16 protein-coding genes are annotated in these 25,735 nt (G+C 63.3%); 12 read left to right on the forward strand and 4 right to left on the reverse strand.

Annotated elements, in window-relative coordinates:
- Window positions 1-23 precede the first annotated feature (23 nt).
- Window positions 24-1,220: an amino acid aminotransferase gene (locus tag L1P09_RS10490; protein ID WP_192439938.1), complete on the forward strand. Its 1,197-nt coding sequence runs from the start codon at window positions 24-26 to the stop codon at window positions 1,218-1,220.
- A 238-nt stretch (window positions 1,221-1,458) separates the two neighbouring features.
- A complete protein-coding gene (locus L1P09_RS10495) occupies window positions 1,459-2,739 on the forward strand; it encodes a serine/threonine transporter (RefSeq protein WP_029887942.1) in 1,281 nt (426 codons plus the stop codon).
- 72 nt (window positions 2,740-2,811) lie between these two features.
- Here the strand turns inward: L1P09_RS10495 and L1P09_RS10500 are convergent, their stop codons facing one another.
- Complete coding sequence (locus tag L1P09_RS10500; protein ID WP_029887941.1) at window positions 2,812-3,999, reverse strand: Bcr/CflA family efflux MFS transporter; 1,188 nt, start codon at window positions 3,997-3,999, stop codon at window positions 2,812-2,814.
- 564 nt (window positions 4,000-4,563) lie between these two features.
- Here L1P09_RS10500 and tpx point away from each other — a divergent pair.
- The 5 genes from tpx to L1P09_RS10525 all read left to right on the forward strand — a co-directional run bounded on the left by tpx (window position 4,564) and on the right by L1P09_RS10525 (window position 14,609).
- Window positions 4,564-5,064, forward strand: a complete 501-nt coding sequence (gene tpx, locus L1P09_RS10505; RefSeq protein ID WP_054881982.1) for a thiol peroxidase — start codon at window positions 4,564-4,566, stop codon at window positions 5,062-5,064.
- A 539-nt stretch (window positions 5,065-5,603) separates the two neighbouring features.
- Window positions 5,604-6,923 (forward strand): MdtA/MuxA family multidrug efflux RND transporter periplasmic adaptor subunit, encoded by a 1,320-nt coding sequence (locus L1P09_RS10510; RefSeq protein ID WP_235768794.1) that lies wholly within the window; start codon window positions 5,604-5,606, stop codon window positions 6,921-6,923.
- Window positions 6,920-10,018 carry an MdtB/MuxB family multidrug efflux RND transporter permease subunit gene (locus L1P09_RS10515; RefSeq protein WP_192439940.1) on the forward strand — a complete coding sequence of 1,033 codons (3,099 nt, stop codon included), beginning with the start codon at window positions 6,920-6,922 and terminating at the stop codon, window positions 10,016-10,018. Before L1P09_RS10510 ends, L1P09_RS10515 begins: the two co-directional genes overlap by 4 nt.
- Window positions 10,015-13,122, forward strand: a complete 3,108-nt coding sequence (locus L1P09_RS10520) for an efflux RND transporter permease subunit (protein ID WP_154211647.1) — start codon at window positions 10,015-10,017, stop codon at window positions 13,120-13,122. The genes L1P09_RS10515 and L1P09_RS10520 overlap by 4 nt, the downstream gene beginning before the upstream one ends.
- Window positions 13,119-14,609 carry an efflux transporter outer membrane subunit gene (locus tag L1P09_RS10525; RefSeq protein ID WP_054905886.1) on the forward strand — a complete coding sequence of 497 codons (1,491 nt, stop codon included), beginning with the start codon at window positions 13,119-13,121 and terminating at the stop codon, window positions 14,607-14,609. The genes L1P09_RS10520 and L1P09_RS10525 overlap by 4 nt, the downstream gene beginning before the upstream one ends.
- Before the next feature lie 103 nt (window positions 14,610-14,712).
- Here the strand turns inward: L1P09_RS10525 and L1P09_RS10530 are convergent, their stop codons facing one another.
- Entirely contained in the window at window positions 14,713-15,537 is an 825-nt protein-coding gene (locus L1P09_RS10530; RefSeq protein ID WP_054905885.1) for an aldo/keto reductase, read from the reverse strand.
- A 247-nt stretch (window positions 15,538-15,784) separates the two neighbouring features.
- Here L1P09_RS10530 and L1P09_RS10535 point away from each other — a divergent pair, with 247 nt between their 5' ends.
- The gene (locus L1P09_RS10535) at window positions 15,785-16,663 is read left to right on the forward strand and encodes a DMT family transporter (protein ID WP_054905884.1); all 879 of its coding nucleotides are present in this window, start codon (window positions 15,785-15,787) and stop codon (window positions 16,661-16,663) included.
- A gap of 12 nt (window positions 16,664-16,675) precedes the next feature.
- Here the strand turns inward: L1P09_RS10535 and L1P09_RS10540 are convergent, their stop codons facing one another.
- Window positions 16,676-17,584 carry a LysR family transcriptional regulator gene (locus L1P09_RS10540; protein ID WP_009682409.1) on the reverse strand — a complete coding sequence of 303 codons (909 nt, stop codon included), beginning with the start codon at window positions 17,582-17,584 and terminating at the stop codon, window positions 16,676-16,678.
- A 363-nt stretch (window positions 17,585-17,947) separates the two neighbouring features.
- Between L1P09_RS10540 and katG the strand changes: the two genes are divergently transcribed.
- The 3 genes from katG to L1P09_RS10555 all read left to right on the forward strand — a co-directional run bounded on the left by katG (window position 17,948) and on the right by L1P09_RS10555 (window position 23,051).
- Entirely contained in the window at window positions 17,948-20,206 is a 2,259-nt protein-coding gene (katG, locus tag L1P09_RS10545; RefSeq protein ID WP_154211648.1) for a catalase/peroxidase HPI, read from the forward strand.
- A gap of 156 nt (window positions 20,207-20,362) precedes the next feature.
- Window positions 20,363-21,574, forward strand: coding sequence for a M24 family metallopeptidase (locus tag L1P09_RS10550; RefSeq protein ID WP_029886918.1), 1,212 nt, complete (start codon window positions 20,363-20,365; stop codon window positions 21,572-21,574).
- A 142-nt stretch (window positions 21,575-21,716) separates the two neighbouring features.
- Complete coding sequence (locus L1P09_RS10555; RefSeq protein ID WP_154211649.1) at window positions 21,717-23,051, forward strand: MFS transporter; 1,335 nt, start codon at window positions 21,717-21,719, stop codon at window positions 23,049-23,051.
- Window positions 23,052-23,109: 58 nt separating this feature from the next.
- Here the strand turns inward: L1P09_RS10555 and L1P09_RS10560 are convergent, their stop codons facing one another.
- Window positions 23,110-24,117: a GlxA family transcriptional regulator gene (locus L1P09_RS10560; protein WP_154211650.1), complete on the reverse strand. Its 1,008-nt coding sequence runs from the start codon at window positions 24,115-24,117 to the stop codon at window positions 23,110-23,112.
- Between the two features lie 180 nt (window positions 24,118-24,297).
- Here L1P09_RS10560 and pssA point away from each other — a divergent pair, with 180 nt between their 5' ends.
- Window positions 24,298-25,626, forward strand: a complete 1,329-nt coding sequence (pssA, locus tag L1P09_RS10565) for a CDP-diacylglycerol--serine O-phosphatidyltransferase (protein ID WP_054906298.1) — start codon at window positions 24,298-24,300, stop codon at window positions 25,624-25,626.
- Window positions 25,627-25,735 lie beyond the last annotated feature (109 nt).

Consider the following 25,735-nt stretch of genomic DNA (forward strand, 5'->3'; position numbering starts at 1 on the left):
CCTGATCCAAGGAGCTGCACGCTGTGTTCAAACATGTCGATGCCTATGCCGGCGACCCGATCCTCTCGTTGATGGAAACTTTCAAGGCCGACCCGCGCGCCGACAAGGTCAACCTGAGCATCGGCCTGTATTACGATGAGGCCGGCGTGGTGCCGCAATTGGCGGCGGTGGATGCGGTGGAAAAGCGCATCGCCGGCCAGGACCATGAAGCGTCCCTGTACCTGCCTATGGAAGGCCTGGCCAGCTACCGTCAGGCGATTCAGGCGCTGCTGTTCGGCGCCGATCACCCGGCCGTGACGGGTGGGCGCGTGGCCACGGTGCAGACCGTAGGTGGCTCTGGCGCGTTGAAGGTCGGCGCCGACTTCCTCAAGCGCTACTTCCCGCAGTCGGAAGTCTGGGTCAGCAACCCGACCTGGGACAACCACCGTGCCATCTTCGAGGGTGCCGGTTTCAAGGTGCACACCTACCCGTACTTCGATCAGGCCACCCGCGGCGTCGACTTCGACGGCATGCTGGCCACCCTGCAAGCGCTGCCGGCCAATAGCGTGGTCCTGCTGCACCCGTGCTGCCATAACCCGACCGGTGCCGACCTGGCCCAGAACCAGTGGCAGCAGGTGGTCGAAGTGGTCAAGGCCCGCCAGTTGATCCCGTTCCTCGACATCGCCTACCAGGGCTTTGCCGAGGGCCTGGTCGAAGACGCCTACGCCATCCGCGAAATGGCCCGTGCCGGCGTACCGTGCCTGGTCAGCAACTCGTTCTCGAAAATCTTCTCGCTGTATGGCGAGCGGGTCGGTGGCTTGTCAGTAGTGTGCGACGACGGGGCCACCGCACAGAGCGTGCTGGGCCAGCTCAAGGCCACCGTGCGCCGCAACTATTCCAGCCCGCCCAATTTCGGTGCCCAACTGGTGGCTGGTGTGCTCGGCGATGCCGGCCTGAATGCCCAGTGGGCCGAGGAAGTCGAAGTGATGCGCAAGCGCATTCTGGATATGCGCCAGGCGCTGGTCGATGCCCTGGCCGTGCTGCTTCCAGGCCAGGACTTCCAGTTCTTCCTGCGCCAGCGTGGCATGTTCAGCTACACCGGCTTCAGCGTCGAGCAGGTCCGCCGCCTGCGCGACGAATTTGGCGTGTACCTGATCGATAGCGGCCGCGTGTGCATGTCCGGCCTGCGCCCAGCCAACCTTCAACGGGTAGCCGAGGCGTTTGCTGCCGTGCAGAAGTAACCCTGCATCGGGGTGCTGAGCACCCCGTTCGCGCTGCAAGGCCGCTCCTGCATCCACCGCGCAACACCCGCGATGCCTGCCACTTGTAAAGACAAGTGCAACCGCCCCTCGGAAAAGGGCTTCGCAAGTGCAACCTTTCCGTGCACAATCGCGCCCCTCTTTTCCGGTTGAGTTGGGCGAACGCACCATTTCGCCATTCTCAGCCTGTTGCAGTCTTGCGAGTGGAGCTTCACCCGGAATGAATGAGCAGGCCCCAAGCGTTGAACAACGCTTTGCAGAATCGACCCCCGCCACCCTCGGTAACTGGGCGCGGCACGACACCACCTGGATGCTGGGCCTGTTCGGCACCGCCATCGGTGCTGGCACCCTTTTCCTGCCGATCAACGCCGGCCTTGGCGGCTTCTGGCCGCTGCTGGTCCTGGCCGTGCTGGCATTCCCGATGACCTATTTCGCCCACCGTGGGTTGACCCGTTTCGTGCTTTCCGGGCGCACCGGTGGTGATATCACCGAGGTGGTCAAGGAGCATTTCGGCAGCACTGCGGGCACCTCGATCACCGTGCTGTACTTCTTCGCCATCTTCCCGATCCTGCTGATCTACAGCGTGGCGCTGACCAACACCGTGTCCAGCTTCATCGAGCACCAGTTGCACCTGCAGCCACCGCCACGGGCCATGCTGTCGTTCGTGCTGATTCTTGGCCTGCTGGCCATCGTGCGCTGCGGCGAGCAGGCCACGGTCAAGGTCATGAGCCTGCTGGTATACCCGTTCATCGTTGCCCTGGCGCTGCTGGGCCTGTACCTGGTGCCGCACTGGACTGGCGGTATCCTCGATAGCGCCACCCAGGTGCCACCGGCCTCGGCCTTCCTGCACACCTTGTGGCTGGCCATTCCGGTGATGGTGTTTTCCTTCAACCACTCGCCGATCATCTCGGCCTTCGCCGTGGACCAGAAACGCCGCTACGGCGACCACGCCGATGAGCGCAGCGGGCAGATTCTGCGCCGTGCCCACCTGTTGATGGTGGTGATGGTGCTGTTCTTCGTGTTCAGCTGCGTGCTGACCCTGAGCAGCGCGCAGCTGGCTGAAGCCAAGGCGCAGAACCTGTCGATCCTGTCGTACCTGGCCAACCACTTCAGCAACCCGACCATCGCGTTTGCCGCGCCGCTGATTGCCTTCGTGGCCATCGCCAAGTCGTTCCTCGGCCACTACATCGGTGCCAGTGAAGGCCTCAAGGGCATTATCGCCAAGACCGGCGCGCGCCCGGGCGCCAAGGCCCTGGACCGGGTGGTTGCAGGGTTGATGCTGGTAGTGTGCTGGATCGTCGCCACCCTCAACCCGAGCATCCTCGGCATGATCGAATCGCTCGGCGGCCCGATCCTTGCGGTGCTGCTGTTCCTGATGCCGATGTACGCCATCCGCCGTGTACCGTCCATGCGCAAGTACAGCGGCGCGGCGTCCAACGTATTCGTGGTAGTGGTGGGCCTGGTTGCGCTGACTTCGGTGGTGTACGGCCTGCTGGGCTGAGTCACGGCTGGCTATGAAACAAGCCCGGGTTGGCTGGCGCCGCCCGGGTTTTTTGCGCGTGAAATCAGGGTCTCACCTGCATGGGATTTCATCGACCTTGGTGTAAGCAAGTAGCCACCCTCCGCACAAGCTCGCTAGCACGAACAGCAGCCCCAAGCCCCCTGGAAGCGTACGCTCGACGCCTGCTACCACACTGCTTATACCGCCAGCCCCAGCGAACAGGAATGTCGTGTTAAGCGATGCTGCAGCACCCGCTTGACATGGATAGCGTGCCAAGGCCTGCGTCGTCGCGGCCGGGCGCACCAGCGTTGTCCCTGTAGTACATATGAGCACAGCTAGCATAATGCCTGCCACAGATAGCTCCGAAAACCGTTCCCAGATAACAAGGGTTATGCCCCCGGCGCTGATGAGCAGAAAGCCCGCTTTTATTTGAGCCTGTGGGCTAACACGTCGGTTCAGATAGGTTGCAGCCGCTCCCCCGGCGATGTATGCCACCCCGTAGCCAATAAATACAATGGAAAATTGATAGGTCGTCAGCCCCAACCTGCTCATCAGGAGGAGTGGTGCTATCACGATAAAGGAAAAATGGCAGGAGAAGGCGAGACTGGTCTGCAGTGTATAGGCGAGGAAGGTCGTGTCTCGCAGCATTATACGATAACTGGAAATACCGGGCGCTTTGCGTTGCAAGGCAGTTGTACTTGGTAGGAGTACGTACGCCAGGAGTGAAACTATAGAAGCGATAATAGCGAAGCTTATAAAGCTTGCCTGCCAGCCAAAGGATTGCTGGAGGAGCGCACCTACCAGCGGTGATATTGAGATGAACAGCCCGCTTGAGCTGGTTAAGAGGATTCGCATGGTATTACGATGTTCATCTCTGTATAGATCCTGCACTAGCGCTTGGCCTAAGACGAGGCTGCCACACCCCAGCGCCTGTAGTAAACGGAATGCCATGAACATTTGATAGGTGGTAGAGCATGCGCAACCAAGCGCCCCTAAAATGGCTAATCCGAGCCCGCCCAGCAACAGACGTTTGCGCCCGATACTATCCGACAGAGGGCCGATGACGAGTTGCGCCATTGCAACGCCGACAGCAAAGAAACTCACCGAGTAGGCTATCTGCTCTGCACCGACCCGAAACCTATCTGCCAGCGTAGGGAATGAGGGTAGGATCACATCCAGCGGAAATACCCCTAGCAGGGATATCAGAACCAGCAATGTCGAGTACAGAGGGTAGCGCAGTTTAGCTGAGTAAGCGATCATGCTACCAACCCGGAAGCTTTAAATAGCAAGAAATAATCTTCGTTGGCTAGCAATTCGGTACGCTCAATAGCTCGCAGCGTCGGTGCGCAATTAGGCATCGCGCTCGCTGGCTCGTTGGGGCTTGTTGGCAAGTTTTGCGGACTCCATCTTGATAGGCTTGATATAAATATCCATCAGGTTCGTTTTATTATGGCCCCTCCGATAGTAGCGCCTCTTTTAAGATGTACAAGATATTCGCGCAGGCGAAATTTCCGATAGATTTGTAGGATTATTTACCTTGCTATCTGCGAGTGGGCGATTAGTTGGGCCGGATCGCCTCTACCACAGGCCTTGCGAGCATGTTGGAAACCAAGCTCCTTCCATTGTGCGAGCCTAAACAACAAACATTGTTATCAGGCTTTTAAAGGTGAGCGAGAAGGGTGGTTGCTGTCCTGCGTTAGGGGTATCCGCTTTTATCCACATAAAAAGTCTGGCCATAGAAGAATTTCACCCGCCCCCATAGGCACTAGGCCGCCTTCATGCTTAACTCGGTGTCCTTTTCAAACCCCGCATAAGGATTTCGTCATGGCTCAAGTGACTCTCAAAGGCAACCCGGTCCAGGTCAACGGCAACCTGCCACAGGCCGGCGCCCAGGCTCCGGCTTTTTCCCTGGTGGGTGAAGGCCTGGCTGACAAGTCGCTGAAAGACTACGCCGGCAAGCGCAAGGTGCTGAACATCTTCCCGAGCGTCGACACCCCAACCTGTGCCACTTCGGTGCGCAAGTTCAACGCCCAGGCCAACGATGTAGCCAACACCGTGGTGCTGTGCATCTCCGCCGACCTGCCGTTTGCGCAGGCACGTTTCTGCGGCGCCGAGGGCCTGGAGAACGTGAAGAACCTGTCGACCCTGCGTGGCCGCGAGTTCCTCGAAAACTACGGCGTGGCCATCGCCGATGGCCCGCTGGCTGGCCTGGCCGCCCGCGCCGTGGTGGTGCTGGACGAGAACGATAAAGTGCTGCACAGCGAGCTGGTCGGCGAAATCGCTGAAGAACCGGACTACGAGGCTGCACTGGCGGTACTGAAGTAAGCAGCGCGCCTGTCGCGGAGCGCTTTGATGTTGTGATAGCCCTGTAGGAAAGAGTGCAGCTCTGCTCTGCAGGGTTGTCAGTGCTCGCCGTGGCATCTTTAGCGCTTGTGAGATCGAGCGCCGCCCGCGCGGCGCATCGCGAGCTGCGCTCGCTCCTACGTTTGTTTCGCGCCAATTATGCCTGTGTGATTTGCGCGCGAACGCCTTGGGGCATGGCTCGATATAGCGCCGTGCGAACAAGGCGGTCGCGCGCGCCTGGCCCAGGCAATACTGGCCCGAAACAAACGTAGGAGCGAGCGCAGCTCGCGATGCGCCGCGCGGGCGGCGCTCGTTCTGTGGAGCCCCACAGCCCTCAGCGCGCTCCAAGCAACACCCTGTAACGGCCTGGAACACGTTCCGGGCCGTTTTCATTTAAAATTCCGCATCTTGGCAACGTCAGCCAAAGGTAAACCTCTGGTAAAGGCGCTTTGCTAAAACGATGCCAGTGCTTATCGTTCACCCTCCCCAAGCCGTCATTCCGAACAAGGTTCGTTCAACCCATGCAAGCGTCCAATTCCCGTTCCCCTCGTCGCTGGCTGCTCGGCCTGCTGATCCTGCTGCTGGTGGCTGCGCTGGCCTGGTGGCTGTGGCCTGCAGCAACGCCTGGGCATAAGGACGCCAGCGGCGGGCGTGGTGGCAAAGGGATGGGCATGGGCGGCCGCCCGGGCTTCGGTGGTTCAACCGACCCGGTGCCTGTGCGCGTCGAACCCGTGACCGTGGGTGACTTCCCGCTGTATTACAACGCGCTGGGTACAGTGACTGCGACCAACACGGTCAACGTACGCAGCCGCGTGGCAGGCGAGCTGCTCAAAATCCACTTCAAGGAAGGCCAGCAGGTCAAGGCCGGCGACCTGCTCGCCGAAATCGACCCGCGCACCTACCGGATCGCGCTGCAGCAGGCCGAAGGCACGCTGGCACAGAACCAGGCGCAGTTGAAGAACGCCCAGGTCGACCTGGCCCGCTACAAAGGCTTGTACGCCGAAGACAGTATCGCCAAGCAGACCCTCGACACGGCCGAGGCCCAGGTGGCGCAGTTTCAGGGCCTGGTCAAGACCAACCAGGCGCAAGTCAACGATGCCCGGCTAAACCTGGAGTTCACCCAGATCCGCGCCCCGATCAACGGCCGGGTGGGCCTGCGCCAACTCGATCTGGGGAACCTGGTAGCGGCCAACGACACCAATGCCCTGGTGGTCATCACCCAGACCGAGCCCATCAGCGTTGCCTTCACCTTGCCGGAAACCGAACTGGACACCGTGCTGCAGCGTTACCGCAGCGGCGCCAGCCTGCCGGTCGAGGCCTGGGACCGCAGTGACAGCAAGCTGCAGTCCAAGGGGGTACTGGCCAGTATCGACAACCAGATCGACATCACCACCGGCACCCTGAAATTCAAGGGCCGCTTCGAGAACAAGGACCTGGCCCTGTTCCCCAACCAGTTCGTCAACGTGCGTCTGCTGGCCGACACCCTCAAGCAGGTGGTCATGGCCCCGGCGGCAGCCATTCAGTTCGGTAACGACGGCACGTTCGCCTACGTCGTCAACGACCAGAGCACGGTCAATGTACGCAAGCTCAAGGTCGGTGCCAGTGATGGCGAGCACAGCGTCATCCTCGATGGCCTGAAGGCCGGCGACCGCCTGGTACTGGAAGGTACCGACCGCCTGCGCGAGGGCACCAAGGTCGAGGTGGTCGAAAACAGCTCGCAGGTGCCGACGACCCCAGGCCAGAAACTGCAGGGCCAGGATGCCAAAGGGTCGGCAGATGCCGGTGAGGGCCAGCCAGGGCAAGCGCAGCCTGGTGCCGCAGCAGGCAAGGCGGGCGCATGAACCTCTCGCGCCTGTTCATCCTGCGGCCGGTCGCCACCACGCTGAGCATGCTGGCCATCGTGCTAGCCGGCCTGATCGCCTACAAGCTGCTGCCGGTTTCTGCCTTGCCGCAGGTGGACTACCCGACCATCCGCGTCATGACCCTGTACCCCGGCGCCAGCCCGGAGGTCATGACCAGCGCGGTGACCGCGCCGCTGGAGCGCCAGTTCGGCCAGATGCCCGGGCTTGAGCAAATGGCCTCGACCAGCTCCGGCGGCGCATCGGTGCTCACCCTGCGTTTCAACCTGGACATGAACATGGACGTTGCCGAGCAGCAGGTACAGGCCGCGATCAACGCCGCCAGCAACCTGCTGCCCAGCGACCTGCCGGCGCCGCCGGTGTACAACAAGGTCAACCCGGCCGACACGCCGGTACTGACCTTGGCCATTTCCAGCAAGACCATGCCGCTGCCCAAGCTCAACGACCTGGTCGATACCCGGGTGGCGCAGAAGCTTGCGCAGATCAGCGGCGTTGGCATGGTGAGCATCGCCGGGGGCCAGCGCCAGGCGGTGCGGATCAAGGTCAATGTCGATGCCTTGGCGGCCAATGGCCTGAACCTTGAAGATGTCCGCACGCTGATCGGCGCGTCCAACGTCAACCAGCCCAAGGGTAACTTCGACGGGCCCACCCGCGTGTCGATGCTCGACGCCAACGACCAGCTGCGCTCCCCCGAGGAATACGCCAACCTGATCCTGGCCTACAACAACGGTGCCCCGCTGCGCCTGAAGGACGTGGCCGAAATCGTCGACGGTGCCGAGAACGAGCGCCTGGCAGCCTGGGCCAACGAAAACCATGCGGTACTGCTCAACATCCAGCGCCAGCCGGGTGCCAACGTGATCGAAGTGGTAGACCGCATCAAGGCGCTGCTGCCGTCGATCACCGACAACCTGCCTGCGGGCCTGGATGTGTCGGTGCTCACCGATCGTACCCAGACCATCCGTGCCGCGGTCAAGGATGTCCAGCACGAACTGCTGATCGCCATCGTGCTGGTGGTCATGGTCACGTTCGTCTTCCTGCGCCGGGCCAGCGCCACCCTCATTCCGTCCATTGCGGTACCGCTGTCGCTGATCGGCACCTTCGGCGTGATGTACCTGGCCGGCTTCTCGGTCAACAACCTCACGCTGATGGCGCTGACCATCGCCACCGGCTTCGTGGTCGACGACGCCATCGTCATGCTGGAGAACATTTCCCGCCATATCGAAGAGGGCGAAACGCCCATGCAGGCCGCGCTCAAGGGCGCCCGGCAAATTGGCTTCACCCTGATATCGCTGACCTTCTCGCTGATTGCGGTACTGATCCCGCTGCTGTTCATGGCCGACGTGGTCGGCCGCCTGTTCCGCGAGTTCGCCATCACCCTGGCGGTGGCCATCCTGATTTCCCTGGTGGTGTCGCTGACCCTGACGCCAATGATGTGCGCGCGCCTGCTCAAACGTGAACCCAAGGAAGAAGAGCAGGGCCGGTTCTACCGTGCCAGTGGCGCCTGGATCGACTGGCTGATCAAACACTACGGCAGCGCCCTGCAATGGGTGCTCAGGCACCAGCCGCTGACGTTGCTGGTGGCGGTGGCAAGCCTGGCGTTAACGGTGTTCCTCTACATGGTGGTGCCCAAGGGCTTCTTCCCGGTGCAGGACACCGGGGTCATCCAGGGCATCTCCGAAGCGCCGCAGTCCACTTCGTTCGCCGCCATGAGCGAGCGCCAGCAGGCCTTGAGCAAGGTGATCCTGCAGGACCCGGCCGTACAAAGCCTGTCGTCCTATATTGGTGTCGATGGTGACAACGCCACGCTCAACAGCGGTCGCTTGCTGATCAACCTCAAGCCCCACGGCGAACGCGACGTCACGGCCAGCGAAGTGATCAGCCGGCTGCAGCCACAAGTCGACCGTTTGGTGGGCATTCGCCTGTTCATGCAGCCGGTGCAGGACCTGAGCATCGAAGACCGCGTCAGCCGCACCCAGTACCAGTTCAGCCTGTCGTCGCCCGATGCCGACCTGTTGGCGCAATGGAGCGGCACACTGGTGCAGGCGCTGCAGCAGCGCCCTGAGCTGGCCGATGTGGCCAGTGACCTGCAGGACAAAGGCCTGCAGGTGTACCTGGTCATCGACCGCGACATGGCCAGCCGTTTGGGCATCACCGTGTCGCAGGTCACCAACGCCTTGTACGACGCGTTTGGCCAGCGGCAGATCTCGACCATCTACACCCAGGCCAGCCAGTACCGCGTGGTGCTGCAGGCCAAAGATGCCGCGGTGATCGGCCCGCAGGCGCTGGAGTCGGTCCACGTCAAGGCTGCCGATGGCGGCCAGGTACGCCTGTCGGCATTGGCGCGCATCGAGCAGCGCCAGGCCCAGTTGGCGATCTCGCACATTGGCCAGTTCCCGGCCGTGACCCTGTCTTTCAACCTGGCCCATGGCGCGTCGCTGGGTGAAGCGGTGCAGGTGATCGAGCAGGTCCAGAAGGAAATCGGCATGCCGCTGGGGGTGCAAACCCGCTTCCAGGGGGCGGCGGAGGCCTTCCAGGCCTCGCTGTCGAGCACCTTGCTGCTGATTCTGGCAGCGGTGGTCACCATGTACATCGTGCTGGGCGTGTTGTACGAGAGCTACATCCACCCGGTGACCATCCTCTCGACGCTGCCGTCGGCGGCCGTCGGCGCCTTGCTGGCCTTGCTCATCAGCGGCAACGACCTGGGCATGATCGCGATCATCGGCATCATCCTGCTGATCGGCATCGTCAAGAAGAACGCGATCATGATGATCGATTTCGCCCTCGAAGCCGAACGCCATCAAGGCATGAGCCCCCGAGACGCCATCTACCAGGCGGCGCTGTTGCGCTTCCGGCCAATCCTGATGACCACCCTGGCGGCGCTGTTCGGGGCCGTGCCACTGATGCTGGCCACAGGCTCCGGCGCCGAGCTGCGACAGCCGCTGGGCCTGGTGATGGTCGGTGGCTTGCTGGTCAGCCAGGTGCTGACGTTGTTCACCACCCCGGTCATCTACCTGTACTTCGACCGCCTGGCGCGCCGCTGGCGCCCGGCCGATAGCGCGAAGCAGGCCGAAGCATGAATCTATCGGGGCCGTTCATTCGTCGCCCGGTGGCGACGATGCTGCTGAGCCTGGCGATCATGCTGCTGGGTGGGGTCAGCTTCAAGCTGCTGCCGGTTGCGCCACTGCCGGAAATGGACTTCCCGGTGATCGTGGTGTCGGCCAACCTGGCCGGTGCCAGCCCCGAGGTCATGGCCTCTACCGTGGCCACGCCACTGGAGCGCAAGCTGGGCAGCATCGCTGGCGTGACCACCCTGACCAGCAGCTCCAACCAGGGCTCGACGCGGGTGATCATCGGTTTCGAGATAGGCCGTGATATCGACGGTGCGGCGCGTGAAGTGCAGGCGGCCATCAATGCCACCCGCAACCTGCTGCCCAGCGGCATGCGCAGCATGCCTACCTACAAGAAGATCAACCCGTCGCAGGCGCCGGTCATGGTGCTTTCGCTGACCTCGGACGTGTTGCAGAAGGGGCAGTTGTACGACCTGGCCGACACCATTCTGTCGCAGAGCCTGGCCCAGGTGTCCGGGGTAGGGGAGGTGCAGATCGGCGGCAGCTCGTTGCCGGCGGTGCGCATTGCCGTCGAACCGCAATTGCTCAACCAGTACGGTCTGTCACTGGACGAAGTGCGCACCGCGGTGGCCAACGCCAACCAGCGCCGGCCCATGGGCTTTGTCGAAGACGCCGAGCGCAACTGGCAGGTGCGCGCCAACGACCAGTTGGAGAAGGCCAGGGACTACGAGCCCATCGTCATTCGCCAGCAGAACGGGACCATCCTGCGTCTGTCCGACGTGGCTGCGATTACCGACGGGGTCGAGAACCGCTATAACAGTGGCTTCTTCAACGACCAGTCGGCGGTGCTGCTGGTGGTCAACCGCCAGGCTGGCGCCAACATCATCGAGACAGTCGGGCAGATCAAGGCGCAGCTGCCGGCCCTGCAGTCGCTGCTGCCCGCCAGCGTGCAACTGAACGTGGCCATGGACCGGTCGCCGGTCATCAATGCCAGCCTCAAGGAGGCCGAGCACACCCTGCTGATCGCGGTGGTGCTGGTGATCCTGGTGGTCTACCTGTTCCTCGGCAGCCTGCGCGCCTCGCTGATCCCCAGCCTGGCGGTGCCGGTATCGCTGGTGGGGACTTTCGCTGTCATGTACCTGTGTGGTTTTTCGCTCAACAACCTGTCATTGATGGCGCTGATCCTTGCCACCGGCCTGGTGGTGGACGATGCCATCGTGGTGCTGGAGAACATTTCCCGGCACATCGAAGACGGCCAGCCACCCATGAAGGCGGCCTTCCTGGGTGCCAAGGAAGTCGGCTTCACCTTGCTGTCGATGAACGTCTCGCTGGTGGCGGTGTTCGTTTCCATCCTGTTCATGGGCGGCATCGTGCGCAACCTGTTCCAGGAATTTTCCATCACTTTGGCGGCGGCCATCATCGTGTCGCTGGTGGTGTCGTTGACCCTTACGCCGATGCTCTGCGCGCGCTGGCTCAGGCCGCACAACGCCGAGCAGACCCGCCTGCAACGCTGGAGCGACAAGCTCCACCTGCGCATGGTCGACGCCTATGACCGCAGCCTGGGTTGGGCCCTGCGCCATAAGCGCCTGACCCTGTTCAGCCTGCTGGCAACCATTGGCCTGAATATCGCGTTGTACGTGGTGGTGCCCAAGACGCTGATGCCCCAGCAGGACACCGGCCAACTGATGGGCTTTATCCGCGGTGACGATGGCCTGTCGTTCAGCGTGATGCAGCCGAAGATGGAAACCTACCGTCGCGCCTTGCTCGCCGACCCTGCGGTGCAGAGCGTTGCCGGCTTCATCGGCGGCAACAGCGGCACCAACAATGCCATGATACTGGTGCGCCTGAAGCCGATCAGCGAGCGCAAGCTGGACGCGCAAAAAGTGATCGAGCGCCTGCGCAAAGAGATGCCCAAGGTGCCGGGTGGGCGGCTGTTCCTGATGGCCGACCAGGACTTGCAATTGGGGGGTGGCGGGCGTGACCAGACCTCGTCGCAGTACCTGTACACCCTGCAAAGCGGCGACCTGGCGGCGTTGCGCGAGTGGTTCCCGAAGGTGGTCGCTGCGCTGCGCGCGCTGCCGCAGCTGACTGCCATCGACGCCCGCGATGGGGGTGGCACCCAGCAGGTGACGCTGGTGGTGGACCGCGACCAGGCCAAGCGGCTGGGAATCGACATGGACATGGTCACCACGGTGCTGAACAACGCCTACAGCCAGCGCCAGATTTCCACCATCTACGACAGCCTCAACCAGTACCAGGTGGTGTTGGAAATCAACCCGAAATACGCCTGGGACCCCAGCACCCTCGAACAAGTGCAGGTGATCACCGCGGACGGTGCCCGGGTGCCGTTGTCGACCATCGCGCACTACGAAAATACCCTGGCCAACGACAGGGTCAGCCACGAAGGCCAGTTCGCTGCCGAAGACATCGCCTTCGACATTGCCGAAGGCTATAGCCCCGACCAGGCCCTGGCCGCGGTAGAGCGGGCAGTTGCGACCCTGGGCCTGCCGGAGGGGGTGATCGCCAAGCTCGGCGGCAGCGCCGATGCCTTTGCCAAGACCCAGCAGGGCCAGCCGTTCATGATCCTGGGTGCATTGCTGCTGGTGTACCTGGTGCTGGGTATTCTTTATGAAAGCTACATTCACCCGCTGACCATTCTCTCCACGTTGCCGTCGGCCGGCGTCGGTGCCTTGCTGGCGCTGTACCTGACCGGTGGCGAGTTCAGCCTGATTTCGCTGCTGGGGTTGTTCCTGCTGATTGGTGTGGTGAAGAAGAACGCCATCCTGATGATCGACCTGGCCCTGCAGCTTGAGCGTCATCAGGGCTTGTCTCCGGAAGAGTCGATTCGCCGCGCGTGCCTGCTGCGCCTGCGGCCCATCCTGATGACCACCTTGGCGGCCATCCTCGGTGCCTTGCCGCTGCTGCTAAGCCAGGCCGAAGGCGCCGAAATGCGCCAGCCGCTGGGCCTGACCATCATCGGTGGCCTGGTGTTCAGCCAGATCCTGACCCTTTACACGACGCCGGTGGTCTATCTGTACCTCGACCGCCTGCGCCACCGCTTCAACCGTTGGCGCGGTGTGCGCACCGACGCCGCCATGGAAACCCCGCTATGACATTTGCCCACTCCCCACTGCACCGTGGCCTGCAGGCGTTGACCCGCGGGCGTGGCTCGCGCCTGCTCAGCGCCGGGTTGTGCGTGGCCATGCTCAATGCCTGTACCCTGAGCCCGGACTACCAGCGCCCGGCGCTGGACAGCACGGCGGCGCAGTTCAAACACGCCGAGGGCTGGACCCAGGCCACACCGTCCGATGCCATCGCCCGTGGCGCCTGGTGGGAAATCTATGGCGACGCCGGGCTCAATGCGCTGGTCGAGGAACTGAACCGCAGCAACCAGACCGTGGCGCAGTCCGAAGCCCAGTACCGCCAGGCCCAGGCGCTGGTGCGCAGCAGCCGTGCGTCGCTGTTCCCCAGCCTTGACCTGAGCGCCAGCAAGAACCGCTCGGCGCAGGGTACTGGCAGCTCCAGCTCCAGCCTGTCCAACAACAGCAGCGGCATACGCGACACCTACAATGCGCAGTTGGGCGTGAGCTGGGAAATCGACCTGTGGGGCAAGTTGCGGGAAACCCTGAGTGCCAACCAGGCCAGTGCCCAAGCCAGCCTCGCCGACCTCGCCTCGATCCGCTTGAGCCAGCAGTCGGAACTGGTGCAGAACTACCTGCAACTGCGGGTGATCGACGAGCAGAAGCGCTTGCTCGAGGCGACCGTGGCCGCTTACCAGCGTTCGTTGCGGATGAATGAAAACCAGTACCGCGCCGGTGTTGCCGGCCCCGATGCGGTTGCCCAGGCGCGCACCCAGCTGAAAAGCACCCAGGCTGACCTGATCGACCTGATCTGGCAGCGTGCGCAGTTCGAGAACGCCATTGCGGTGTTGCTGGGCAAACCCCCGGCCGACTTCAACCTGGCCGACAGCAAGGCTATCCCCGCGCTGCCGCGCATTCCGGTGTCACTGCCTTCGCAATTGCTCGAGCGTCGGCCAGACATTGCTGCGGCCGAGCGCAATGTAATGGCTGCCAACGCCAATATCGGCGTGGCGCGGGCGGCGTACTTCCCGGACCTTAGCCTGAGCATGAATGGGGGGTATTCCAGCAGCAGTTTCAACAACTGGATCGAATTGCCCAACCGCTACTGGTCGGTGGGGCCGCAACTGGCGCTGACCCTGTTCGACGCCGGCAAGCGCAGTGCCGAGGTTGACCGCACCGTGGCAGTGTATGACCAGACCGTGGCGCAGTACCGGCAGACCGTGCTGGACAGCTTCAAGGAAGTGGAAAACCTGCTGGTGCAGTTGAAGGTGTACGGTGATGAAGCCGTGGTGCGCCAGGAGGCGCTGGATGCCGCCCGTGAGTCGCTGCGCCTGACCGAAAACCAGTACCGCGCAGGCTTGATCGGTTACCTGGACGTCGTCAATGTGCAGGCCACGGCGCTGAGTAACGAGCGCAGTGTGCTGAACCTGTTGCAAGGGCGCCTGGTGGCCAGTGTGCAACTGGTGGCCGCGCTAGGCGGTGGTTGGGATGCCGGGCAGGCGTTTGCCGAGCAGGATTGACGGCACCGCCCAGTGCGGGCCATTGACCTGCCAGACCAGCCCGCATTGCTCAATCACTTGGTGAGTGGCGCCTGGCACTGAGCGCCACCGGCGCGGCCCCCGGTCAGCTATTCCAGTCCGGGGCAAAGGGCGGGCTGACCACACGCTGGTCTTTCGGTAGTTCGGCAATCGCAGCGCGGTCCTCGTCATCCAGTTGCACGTTCAGCGCCGCCAGGTTGGCCAACTGGTTTTCGCGGCTGCTGGCCTTGGGGATCGCCGCCACACCGTCCTGGTCCAGTAACCATTTGAGCGCCACCTGGCTGGGCAGTACGCCGTGCTTGCCGGCAATCGCCTGGATCACCGGGTGCGCCGCCGCCTGGCCGCGGGCCAGCGGGGTATAGGCGGTGAGCAGCAGATCATGGCTACGGGCGTAATCGAGCAGCGGCTGCTGGCCGAGCAGCACGTGGTACTCCACCTGGATCGCCGACAACGGCGCCCCGTGCTGTTCCACGACCTCGCGTAGCAAGCCCAAGGGGAAGTTGGCCACACCAATGTGGCGTGCCTTGCCTTCTTCACGCAGGGCCACCAAGGTCTCGATACTGCGGGCCAGGTCTGCATGCTGGCCGGGCCAGTGAATATGGAACAGGTCCACCTGCTCGGTACCCAGTGCCCGCAGGCTGGCTTCCAGCGACGTGCGCATGGCCTTGGGTTGCAGCCGGTCCCACCAGACTTTGGTGGTCAGGTGGACCTGCTCGCGCGGAACGTCGCTGTCGCGCAGGGCCTGGCCGACGGCGCCTTCGTTCTCGTAGGCGGTGGCCGTGTCGATGTGCCGGTAGCCTAACTCCAATGCCTGGCGCACGGCCTGGGTGCACGCGCTGCCGGTCATTGGCCAGGTGCCCAGGCCCAGGGCAGGCAGTTTCAGGCCGTTACGGGTTGTAAGCCTTTGCATGTCAATTCCTTGTACAGTGTGCCGGGTGAGGCTCCATGGTCGATGATCACTGCGGCACGGGCCATGCGCGCGGCGCGCAAAGTGGTCGATCAGCGAACGGAAAATGCGTTCGGCCCCGGCCTGGGGCAAATGAACTTCCTTATGTTGCGGCATCTCTTCTAGAATCCCTGCTGTTGCATCCGCCAGGCTCCGCCTGCGCGGTCATCCCCCTGGCGCGGCCTATGGCGGCGTCGTCATCGAGAGAGCCATGAGTTCCAGTACACCGTTGTCCGGCGTCAACAAACCCTTGCGTGGCATCGCCCTGGTGGTGGTTGCGACGTTCCTGTTCGCCAGCCACGATGCCTTGTCCAAATTCCTCGGCGGCCTGTACCCGATCGTGATGGTGGTATGGGCGCGCTATGTGGTGCATACCCTGCTGATGGCCGGCATTTTCCTGCCCAAGGCCGGCCTGAACGTGCTGCGTACCCGCCGCCCGCTGTTGCAGACCCTGCGTGCCTTGAGCCTGCTGAGCACCAGCCTGCTGTTCACCACGGGCTTGCAGTACCTGCCACTGGCCGAGGCAACGGCGGTCAACTTCCTGGCCCCGGTGCTGGTCACCGCACTGTCGGCGCCATTGCTCAAAGAGCGGGTTACCGTGGCGCAGTGGGTGGCGGTGGTGCTGGGTTTCATCGGCGTGCTGGTGGTGGTGCACCCGGGTGGGGCCATGTTCACCCCGGCGATTCTGTTCCCGTTCGGCTCGGCGTTGGGCTTCTGCTTCTATCAGTTGCTGACGCGTATTCTGGCCGCGCATGACAGCCCCACCACCAGCAACTTCTATGCGGGGCTGTGCAATACGCTGGCGATGAGTGCGCTGGTGCCGTTCTTCTGGGAAGTGCCGCGCTGGGACCATGCCTTGCTGATGTTGGCGCTGGGCGGTTTCGGCATGACCGCGCACCTGTTGCTGACCCAGGCATTCCGCCATGCGGCACCCGCGTTGCTGGCACCGTTCAGCTATTGCCAGATCGTGTTCGCCGGCTTGCTTGGCTTGGTGGTGTACAGCCAGGTACCGGATACCTTGAGCCTGGTGGGTATCGCGGTGATCTGCCTCAGCGGCCTGGGGGCGGCGTGGATGCAGCGGGGCAAGTAAGCCTGGCCATCGTCAAGGCTGGCTGGCCATGAACTGCATGATGCGCTCGCGCAGCCAGCGCTCGGCCGGGTCGTTGTCCTGGGCGCCACTCCAGACCATCGACAGCTCGGCCTCGGTGATCTCGAACGGTGCAGGGTCGGCGCGCAGACAACTGTCCTCGACCAGTGCACAGGCAGCGTAGTCAGGTACCGTGGCGATCAGTTCGGTGTTGCGCAGCAGGGCGCGCAGGCTGCCGAACTGCGGCACGGCCAGCACCACTTTGCGGGATCGACCGATCCGCGCCAGGTCGAGGTCGATGTTGCCGCTCATGTCACCGGAAAACGACACCATCACATGCGGCCGGGCACAGTATTCGTCGAGTGTCAGCGGCCCCGGCCGATCGTCGGCGCGCAGCACCCGCACGCCGATATCGCGCAGCTTGCGGCGCTTGGCGGTTGCCGGCAGGTCGGTGGTGTAGCTCACTCCCACCGAGATCTCCCCGCTGGCCAGCAAGCCCGGCATCAACAGAAAGTTGGCCCGCCGGACCACCACGCTGATGTCCGGCGCTTCTTCACGCAGGGCTTGCAGCAAGGCCGGAAACAGACCGAACTCGGCATCGTCCGACAGCCCCAGGCGGAAGACGTTGCAACTGCTGGCCGGGTCGAACTCGCGGGCGCGGCTGATGGCCGCGGAAATCACATCCATGGCCGGGCCCAGCTCCGCGAAGATCTGCATCGCCCGTGGCGTGGGCTCCATGGCGCGCCCGCTGCGGATCAGCAGGGGGTCGTCGAACAGTTCGCGCAGGCGGGCGAGGGCGGCGCTGACGGTGGACTGGGTGATGAACAGCTTTTCACCAACGCGGGTGAGGTTGCGTTCGATCATCAAGGCTTCGAACAGCACCAGCAGGTTCATGTCGACGCGGCGCAGGTCGTTGCGGTTCATGAGGCTTGGGTTCCGGAGCTAAAGGGTTTGCGCTGTATTGAAGCATGGGCCGCCGCGTCGTGCCTTGTATGGATGTGCCGGCGGCCTGGTGGCTGAAGCTGCGGCGCTGAAAGAGCCAACCTATCGCGGCCAAACAGCCGCTCTATTAGACCTGCGCCCAGGCTCAGCTAGTCTTTCCCCTGGCCCCGCGAATTCCGCGCACCGGTGGGGGCAGCACCCCCGTGCAAGACCGCACCCACCTGTTGTGACAGCTTCGCAAGCCCCCGTTTACACCTGATCAGGCATGGCACGCGCGCCTGCTCGGCTGAGCGAACATCTGGCACAGACCGGAAATCTGGATAATCGACCTAAAGGTACCCGCAGATGTCGAACGAATCGAAATGCCCGTTCCATCAAACCGCAGGTGGCGGCACCACCAACCGTGACTGGTGGCCTGACCAGCTCAACCTCAGAATCCTGCACCAGCACTCGTCGAAGTCTGACCCGATGGAGCCGGACTTCGACTACGCCAAGGCCTTCAAAAGCCTGGACTTCCAGGCCCTGAAGCAAGACCTGACGGCGTTGATGACCGATTCGCAGGACTGGTGGCCGGCCGATTTTGGCCACTACGGCCCGCTGTTCATCCGCATGGCCTGGCACAGCGCCGGCACCTACCGCATTGCCGATGGCCGCGGTGGCGCAGGCTCTGGCCAGCAACGCTTCGCACCGCTCAACAGCTGGCCAGACAACGTCAGCCTGGACAAGGCACGGCGCCTGCTGTGGCCGATCAAGCAAAAGTATGGCAACAAGATTTCCTGGGCCGACCTGATCGTGCTCACGGGCAACGTGGCGCTGGAGTCGATGGGCTTCAAGACCTTCGGCTTCTCTGGCGGCCGCGCCGATGTGTGGGAGCCGGACGAAGATGTCTACTGGGGCTCGGAAAAGGTCTGGCTGGGTGGCGATACCCGCTATGGCAAGGAGCAGGTCAAGGCCCAGCCGCCAGGGCAAGGGGATCTGGTGGCAGAGCCCGCCAAGCACCCGCAGGAACAAAGCCGAGACCTCGGTGGCGAGCGTAACCTCGAAAACCCGCTGGCCGCTGTGCAGATGGGCCTGATCTACGTGAACCCGGAAGGGCCGGAGGGCAACCCCGACCCGGTCGCCTCGGGCAGGGACATCCGTGAAACCTTTGGCCGCATGGCCATGAACGATGAAGAAACGGTGGCGCTGATCGCCGGCGGCCATGCCTTCGGCAAGACCCACGGTGCCGGCCCGGCCGACAATGTCGGCCCCGAGCCGGAAGCCGCTGGGCTGGAACTGCAGGGCCTGGGCTGGGCCAACAGGTTGGGTACCGGCAAGGGCGGCGACACCATCACCAGCGGCCTTGAAGTGACCTGGACTTCGACGCCGACGAAGTGGAGCAACGAGTACCTGAACAACCTGTTCGACTTCGAGTGGGAGCTGACCAAAAGCCCCGCAGGTGCCCACCAGTGGACACCGAAGGAGGGCAAAGGCGCGGGTACCGTACCGGATGCCCACGACCCGGCCAAACGCCACGCGCCGTCGATGCTCACGTCTGACCTGGCGCTGCGTTTCGACCCGGTCTATGGGCCTATCGCCAAGCGCTTCAAGGACAACCCTGAGCAACTGGCAGATGCTTTCGCCCGCGCCTGGTACAAGCTGATCCACCGCGACATGGGCCCGCTGGCGCGCTACCTGGGCCCGGAAATGCCCAATGAAGAGCTGCTGTGGCAAGACCCGATCCCGCCAGTCGACCACCCGCTGGTGGGCGAGCAGGACATTGCCGCGCTCAAGGCCAAGGTGCTGGCCACGGGCCTGAGCGTGGGCGAGCTGGTGGCCACGGCCTGGGCTGCAGCATCGACCTTCCGGGGCTCTGACAAGCGCGGCGGTGCCAACGGTGGTCGCTTGCGCCTGGCACCGCAAAAAGACTGGGTGGCCAACCAGGGCACCGGCAAGGTCGTTGCCGCGCTTGAGCACATCCAGGCCGAGTTCGCTGCCAGCGGCAAGCACATTTCCCTGGCCGACTTGATCGTGCTGGCCGGTGCCGCTGCCGTGGAGAAGGCCGCCAAGGACGCCGGTCATGACCTGAGCGTGGCGTTTCGCCCGGGCCGTGCCGATGCTACGCAGGCACAGACCGACGTGGAATCGTTCGCCGTGCTGGAGCCGCTGGCGGATGGTTTCCGAAATTTCAGCAAGGGCCGCTACAGCGTCAAAGCCGAGAAGTTGTTGCTGGACAAGGCGCAGCTGTTGACCTTGACCGCGCCGGAAATGACCGTGCTGATCGGCGGGCTGCGCGTGTTGGGTGCCAACCATGCGGGGAGCCAACAGGGCGTGTTCACCGACAAGGTCGGTACCCTGAGCAACGATTTCTTCCGCAACCTGCTGGACATGGGCGTGGAGTGGAAGCCGACTTCGGCAGACAACGAAGCGTTCGAAGGCCGCGACCGCAAGAGCGGGCAGGTGAAATGGAGCGCAAGCCGCGTCGACCTGGTGTTTGGGTCGCATGCGCAATTGCGGGCGTTGAGCGAGGTGTACGGCAGCAGTGATGGCGGCGCCAAGTTCGCGCGCGATTTCGTTGCCGCCTGGGAGAAGGTCATGGAACTGGACCGTTTTGACCTGAAGTGAGGAACCTGCGGGGGCTGCCGGGCAGCCCCCGTTGCCATTGGCGATCCCGCCAACTCCAGGTCGGATAGATACAAAAGTGCCCTTGTCGGTTCTGTTGCAATGCTTCTCAGGCGGCCGGCCTGAACAGCGTGCTCACAACGACAAGGAAACCCGACCATGCAAATGCCCAAGACCCTGAAAATCCGCAACGGCAACAAGGTGCAGCCGACCTTTTCTGCCCAGGAATATGCCGCCCGCCACGCCCGGCTGCGGGCGTACATGGCGGAACACGACATCGAAGCGGCCATTTTCACCTCGTACCACAACGTCAACTACTACAGCGACTTCCTCTATTGCTCGTTCGGCCGCCCCTATGCGCTGGTCGTTACCCAGGACAAGGTCGTCTCGGTCAGCGCCAATATCGATGGCGGGCAACCGTGGCGGCGTACGGTCGGTACCGACAACATCGTCTACACCGACTGGCAACGTGACAATTACTTCGTCGCGATCCAGCAGGCGTTGCCCCTGGCCTCGCGCATCGGGGTGGAGTACGACCACCTCAACCTGCAGAACCACGCCAAGTTCGCGGCCTGCTATCCGAAAGCGGAACTGGTGGATATCGGCGCGCCCTGCATGCGCATGCGCATGATCAAGTCGGCCGAGGAACAGGCGCTGATCCGCCACGGTGCGCAGGTAGCCGATATCGGCGGGGCTGCGGTGGTCGAGGCACTGCGCGACCAGGTGCCAGAGTACGAGGTGGCGCTGCACGCGACCCAGGCGATGGTGCGCGAGATTGCCCGACGCTTCCCGGATGCCGAACTGATGGACACCTGGACCTGGTTCCAGTCCGGGCTCAATACCGACGGTGCACACAACCCGGTCACCAGCCGCCGGGTCGGCAAGGGGGAGATCCTGAGCCTCAACTGCTTCCCGATGATCGCCGGTTACTACACCGCACTGGAGCGTACGCTGTTCCTCGACCACTGCCCGGAGGCGCACCTGCGGCTATGGCAGGCCAACGTCGAGGTGCACGAAGCCGGACTGAAACTGGTGCGCCCAGGCATGCGCTGCAGCGACATTGCCCGTGAACTGAATGACATTTTCCTGCGCCATGACCTGCTGCAATACCGCACCTTCGGCTATGGCCACTCATTCGGCACCTTGAGCCATTACTACGGCCGCGAGGCCGGGCTTGAACTGCGTGAAGACATCGACACAGTGCTGGAGCCGGGGATGGTGGTGTCGATCGAGCCGATGATCATGCTGCCCGAAGGCCGGCCTGGGGCCGGTGGCTATCGCGAGCATGACATCTTGATCGTCAACGACAGCGGTGCCGAAAACATCACCCGGTTCCCGTATGGGCCGGAGCACAACATCATTCGCAAATAAGACTGATGCCGGCTTTGGCGCCCGCACCCCAGCGCCCTGTGGGCGCCGGTGTGTCGGCGCCAAAGCCACTACACACAACAACAATATCCCGTATGACCACCAGACCCTGCCTCCAATTAGAACAACCATAGGGGTACCCGTCATGTCCAGCACCACCCTTGACCCATCCGCCGTCGCTGGCGTTTCGCACAGCGCCGAACGCCAAGCCCTGCGCAGGGCTGCCCGGGCCAGCTTCATGGGCAACTTCGTCGAATGGTTCGACTACGCAGCCTATGGCTACCTGGCCACCATCATCGCCGCCACCTTCTTCCCGCAGGCCGACAAGGCCACCAGCCTGTTGGCAACCTTTGCAGTGTTCGCCCTGTCGTTTCTGGTACGCCCATTGGGCGGCATCGTCTGGGGCCATTTCGGCGACCGGTATGGCCGGCGCACGGCGCTGTCGTGGTCGATCCTGATCATGTCGCTGTCCACCTTCTGCATCGGCTTGCTACCCGGTTACGCCCAGATCGGTCTATGGGCGCCGGCGCTGCTGTTGTTGATTCGCCTGGTGCAGGGGTTTTCCGCTTCGGGTGAGTATGCTGGTGCAGCAGCGTTCCTGGCCGAGTACGCGCCGCCGGGCCGGCGTGGCTTGTATACCAGCATTGTGCCGGCCAGTACCGCGGCGGGCCTGTTGTTCGGGGCAGCGTTCGTCGCGCTGTTGCATGAAGGGCTCAGCAGTGAAGCCTTGCACACCTGGGGCTGGCGCCTGCCGTTCCTGCTGGCGGCGCCATTTGGCCTGGTGGGGCGCTATATCCGCATCAGCTTGCAGGACACGCCCAAGTTCCTGGAAATGGAGCAGCGCCTGGAAAACAAGGCCGGCATGGCTCCGGCGCCCTTGCGCGAACTGCTCGGCCAGCATCGCCGCAGCCTGGCTATCGGCATGGGGGTTACCTGCCTGAACGCGGTTGCGTTCTATTTGCTGCTCAGCTACATGCCGACCTATCTGTCCACTGAAATGGGCATGAGCGAGCGGGATTCATTCATTGCGTCGACGGTGTCGCTGGCCACCTATATCGGCCTGGTTTTCCTGATGGGGCGGCTGTCTGACCTGTTTGGACGCAAAACCATGCTGGTGGTGGCATCGCTGTTGTTCCTGGGCCTGACGGTGCCGCTGTTCAGCCTGCTGGACGGGCAACCGCTGCTGGTGATTCTGGCGATACAAATCATGTTCGGTGCGATGCTGGCGATGAACGACGGGACCTTGCCGTGCTTGCTGGCAGAGCTGTTTCCCACGCGGGTGCGCTTCAGCGGTTTTGCTTTGAGCTTCAATGCGGCCAATGCGCTGTTTGGCGGCACTGCACCGTTCATTGCCACTTGGCTGATCCAGGTGACCGGCAGCAAACTGGCGCCGGCGGGTTACTTGCTGGCAGCGGCACTGGTGGCGCTGGTGGCCATGCTGATGTGCCGGGAAACAGCCCACGCTGCGCTGGAAGATTGAATCACCTGGCCCCCACATCGCGCAAAGGGTGCGAACCTGACCTAGCCCATGACCCCGGTCAGTGCAACGAGGCCTGCCGCCGCTCGCCCAGTGGTGACAAGCCGAAGAACCGGCTGTAGCTCTTGGAGAAATGCGCTGGCGAACTGAACCCGCACGCCAGCGCCACTTCGCGCACCTGCACATCGCTGCGCAGCAGCAGCTCCCGTGCGTGTGACAGGCGCAGTTCCAGGTAGTACTGGCTGGGGGTGCGTTGCAGGTATTTGTGGAACAGCCTTTCGAGCTGGCGCACGGTCACCTCGTTGAGGCTGGCCAGCTCTTCGAGGGTCAGTGGTTCCTCGAGGTTGGCCTCCATGATCGCCACCACCTGGCTGAGTTTGGGCTGGGCACTGCCGAGCAGGGTGCGCAACGGCACCCGTTGGCGGTCGCGCTCGCCACGCACGCGATCACACAGCAGCAGTTCGGCGGCCTTGGCGGCGATAGCCTGGCCACCGGGCTCGCGGGCTACCAGTTGCAGCATCATGTCCATCGCCGCCACCCCGCCCGAGCAGGTATAACGGTCGCGGTCCAGCTCGAACAGCTGGCTGGAGATGACAATGCCGGGAAAATGCGCTTGCAGGGTTGGCAGGTCTTCCCAGTGGATGGTACAGCGGTAGCCGGTGAGCAGCTCGGCCTTGGCCAGCAGGTAACTGCCGGTGCAGATACCGCCCAGGGGCAGGTGTTGCCGTGCCAGGTGGCGCAGCCATTCGATCAGCGGGCGGTTGCCGCGGCCTCGGTCGATCGGGTTGGCGCCTACCACCAGCAGCGTGTCCAGGGCAGGGGCGTTGGCGATGCTGTAGTCGGGCAGTACGCGCATGCCGTTGCTGGCCACCACCGGTGCCTCATCCGCCGCAATCAACACACTGCGAAACAAGGTTTGATGTGCGGCCAGGTTGGCCATGCGCAGGGTTTCGACGGCCGATGCCAGGCCGATCGTGGTGAAATTGGGCAAAATCAGAAAGCCGAAGGTCTTGACCGAACAACGCTTTACACTTGAAAGCGGCGGGTTTGCAGAAACGGGGTGGACCATTGCGCTGTACCTGTGCAAGCTGAGCCGTGGTTTATCAGGGGCAGTGAAAAACAGGGCCTCGCGTGGTGCTTGTTGTTATAGGTCGTTGCCGGGTCGATCTTACACCCAGGGCGCAGCGGCCAGGAATGGCTCTGCCCGTTGGCAGGGCCGACAGTGATCGCATAGAGAAGGTGATTGTCAGTGAACCCCGAAACCTTGCTGGCAAGCCTGCCAGGCTACGCTATCGCACCTGAGTCGATTCAGGTGCTGCCCGATGCCAAGGCCTACCGTGCCTGCCTGCTCGAGCGTATCGGCATGGCCACCCGGCGCATTGTCATCGTGGCCCTGTACCTGCAGGAAGACGAGGCAGGCCAGGAAGTACTGGACGCCTTGTACCAGGCCAAGGCCGCCCGCCCAGGCCTGCAAATCACCGTTGTGGTCGACTGGTTCCGCGCCCGCCGCGGGCTGCTGGGGGCCGGGCGTCAACCGGGCAATGCGGCGTGGTACCAGGCCCAGCGCCAGTTGCACGGGCTGGAGATCGCCATCCATGGGGTGCCGGTGCAGACCCGCGAGCTGTTTGGGGTGTTGCACCTCAAGGGCAGCATCATCGACGACTGTGTGATCTATACCGGTGCCAGCCTGAACAACGTGTACCTGCACCGTTTCGATCGCTACCGCCTGGACCGCTATCACCTGTTCCAGTCACCAGCACTGGCGGATGCCATGGCCGACTTGGTGCAGCGCCTGCTGCATCCGGCCGCCACGCCGCGTCTCGATCTGCCGGCGCCACCTTCTACCCGCAGCCTGCGCGGTGACATCCGGCGCTTGCGCGCGCGGTTGCGGCGCATGGCCTATCAGGCCCCGGCCCCTGAGCCAGGGCAGGGCCTGCGGGTCATACCGCTGCTGGGCGTGGGGCGAGGCAACCGGTTGAACCGGGCTGTGTGCGCATTACTGGCGGCGGCGCAGGCGCAGATCATCATCAGTACGCCGTATTTCAACCCGCCACGTGTCGTGATGCGCGAGCTTGACCAGGCGTTGGCGCGTGGGGTGCGGGTTGAGTTGATTGTCGGCGACCGCACAGCGAACGACTTCTATATCCCCCCAGGCGAACCGTTCAGCGCCAGTGGCGCGTTGCCTTACCTGTACGAGGACACCTTGCGCGCCTTCGTTCGGCGCCGCCAGGCGGCGATAGCCAGCGGGCAGCTACAAGTGCGCATCTGGAACGACCCGGGGCATACGTTTCATGCCAAGGGGGTGTGGGTCGATCAGCGTTATTCGCTGCTGACCGGCAACAACCTGAACCCGCGGGGGTTCAACCTGGACCTGGAGAACGGCTTGCTGATCGACGACCCGCATGGGCAATGGTTGGCGCCGCGTGAAGCGGAGCTCGACGGGTTGCGCCATTTCGCGCCGCCGATCGATTCGCTGGAGGCCCTGGGGGTGAAGGCCGAACACCCCAAGGAAGTGCGCCGGTTCCTGCGGCGGTTGCGCTACAGCCGCCTGGAACCGTTGATCAAGCGGGTGTTGTGACGAACTGGCGCAAGGAAATGGCTGCCTGGGCCTGACCGAGGGCCTCATGAAGGGAAGCTGACTGATCGTCAGGTCAGCTATTCAGCCGGCGATGATATCAATATGATAT

Origin of the sequence: Pseudomonas juntendi (assembly GCF_021560075.1) — a bacterium.
Lineage (GTDB): Bacteria > Pseudomonadota > Gammaproteobacteria > Pseudomonadales > Pseudomonadaceae > Aquipseudomonas > Aquipseudomonas juntendi.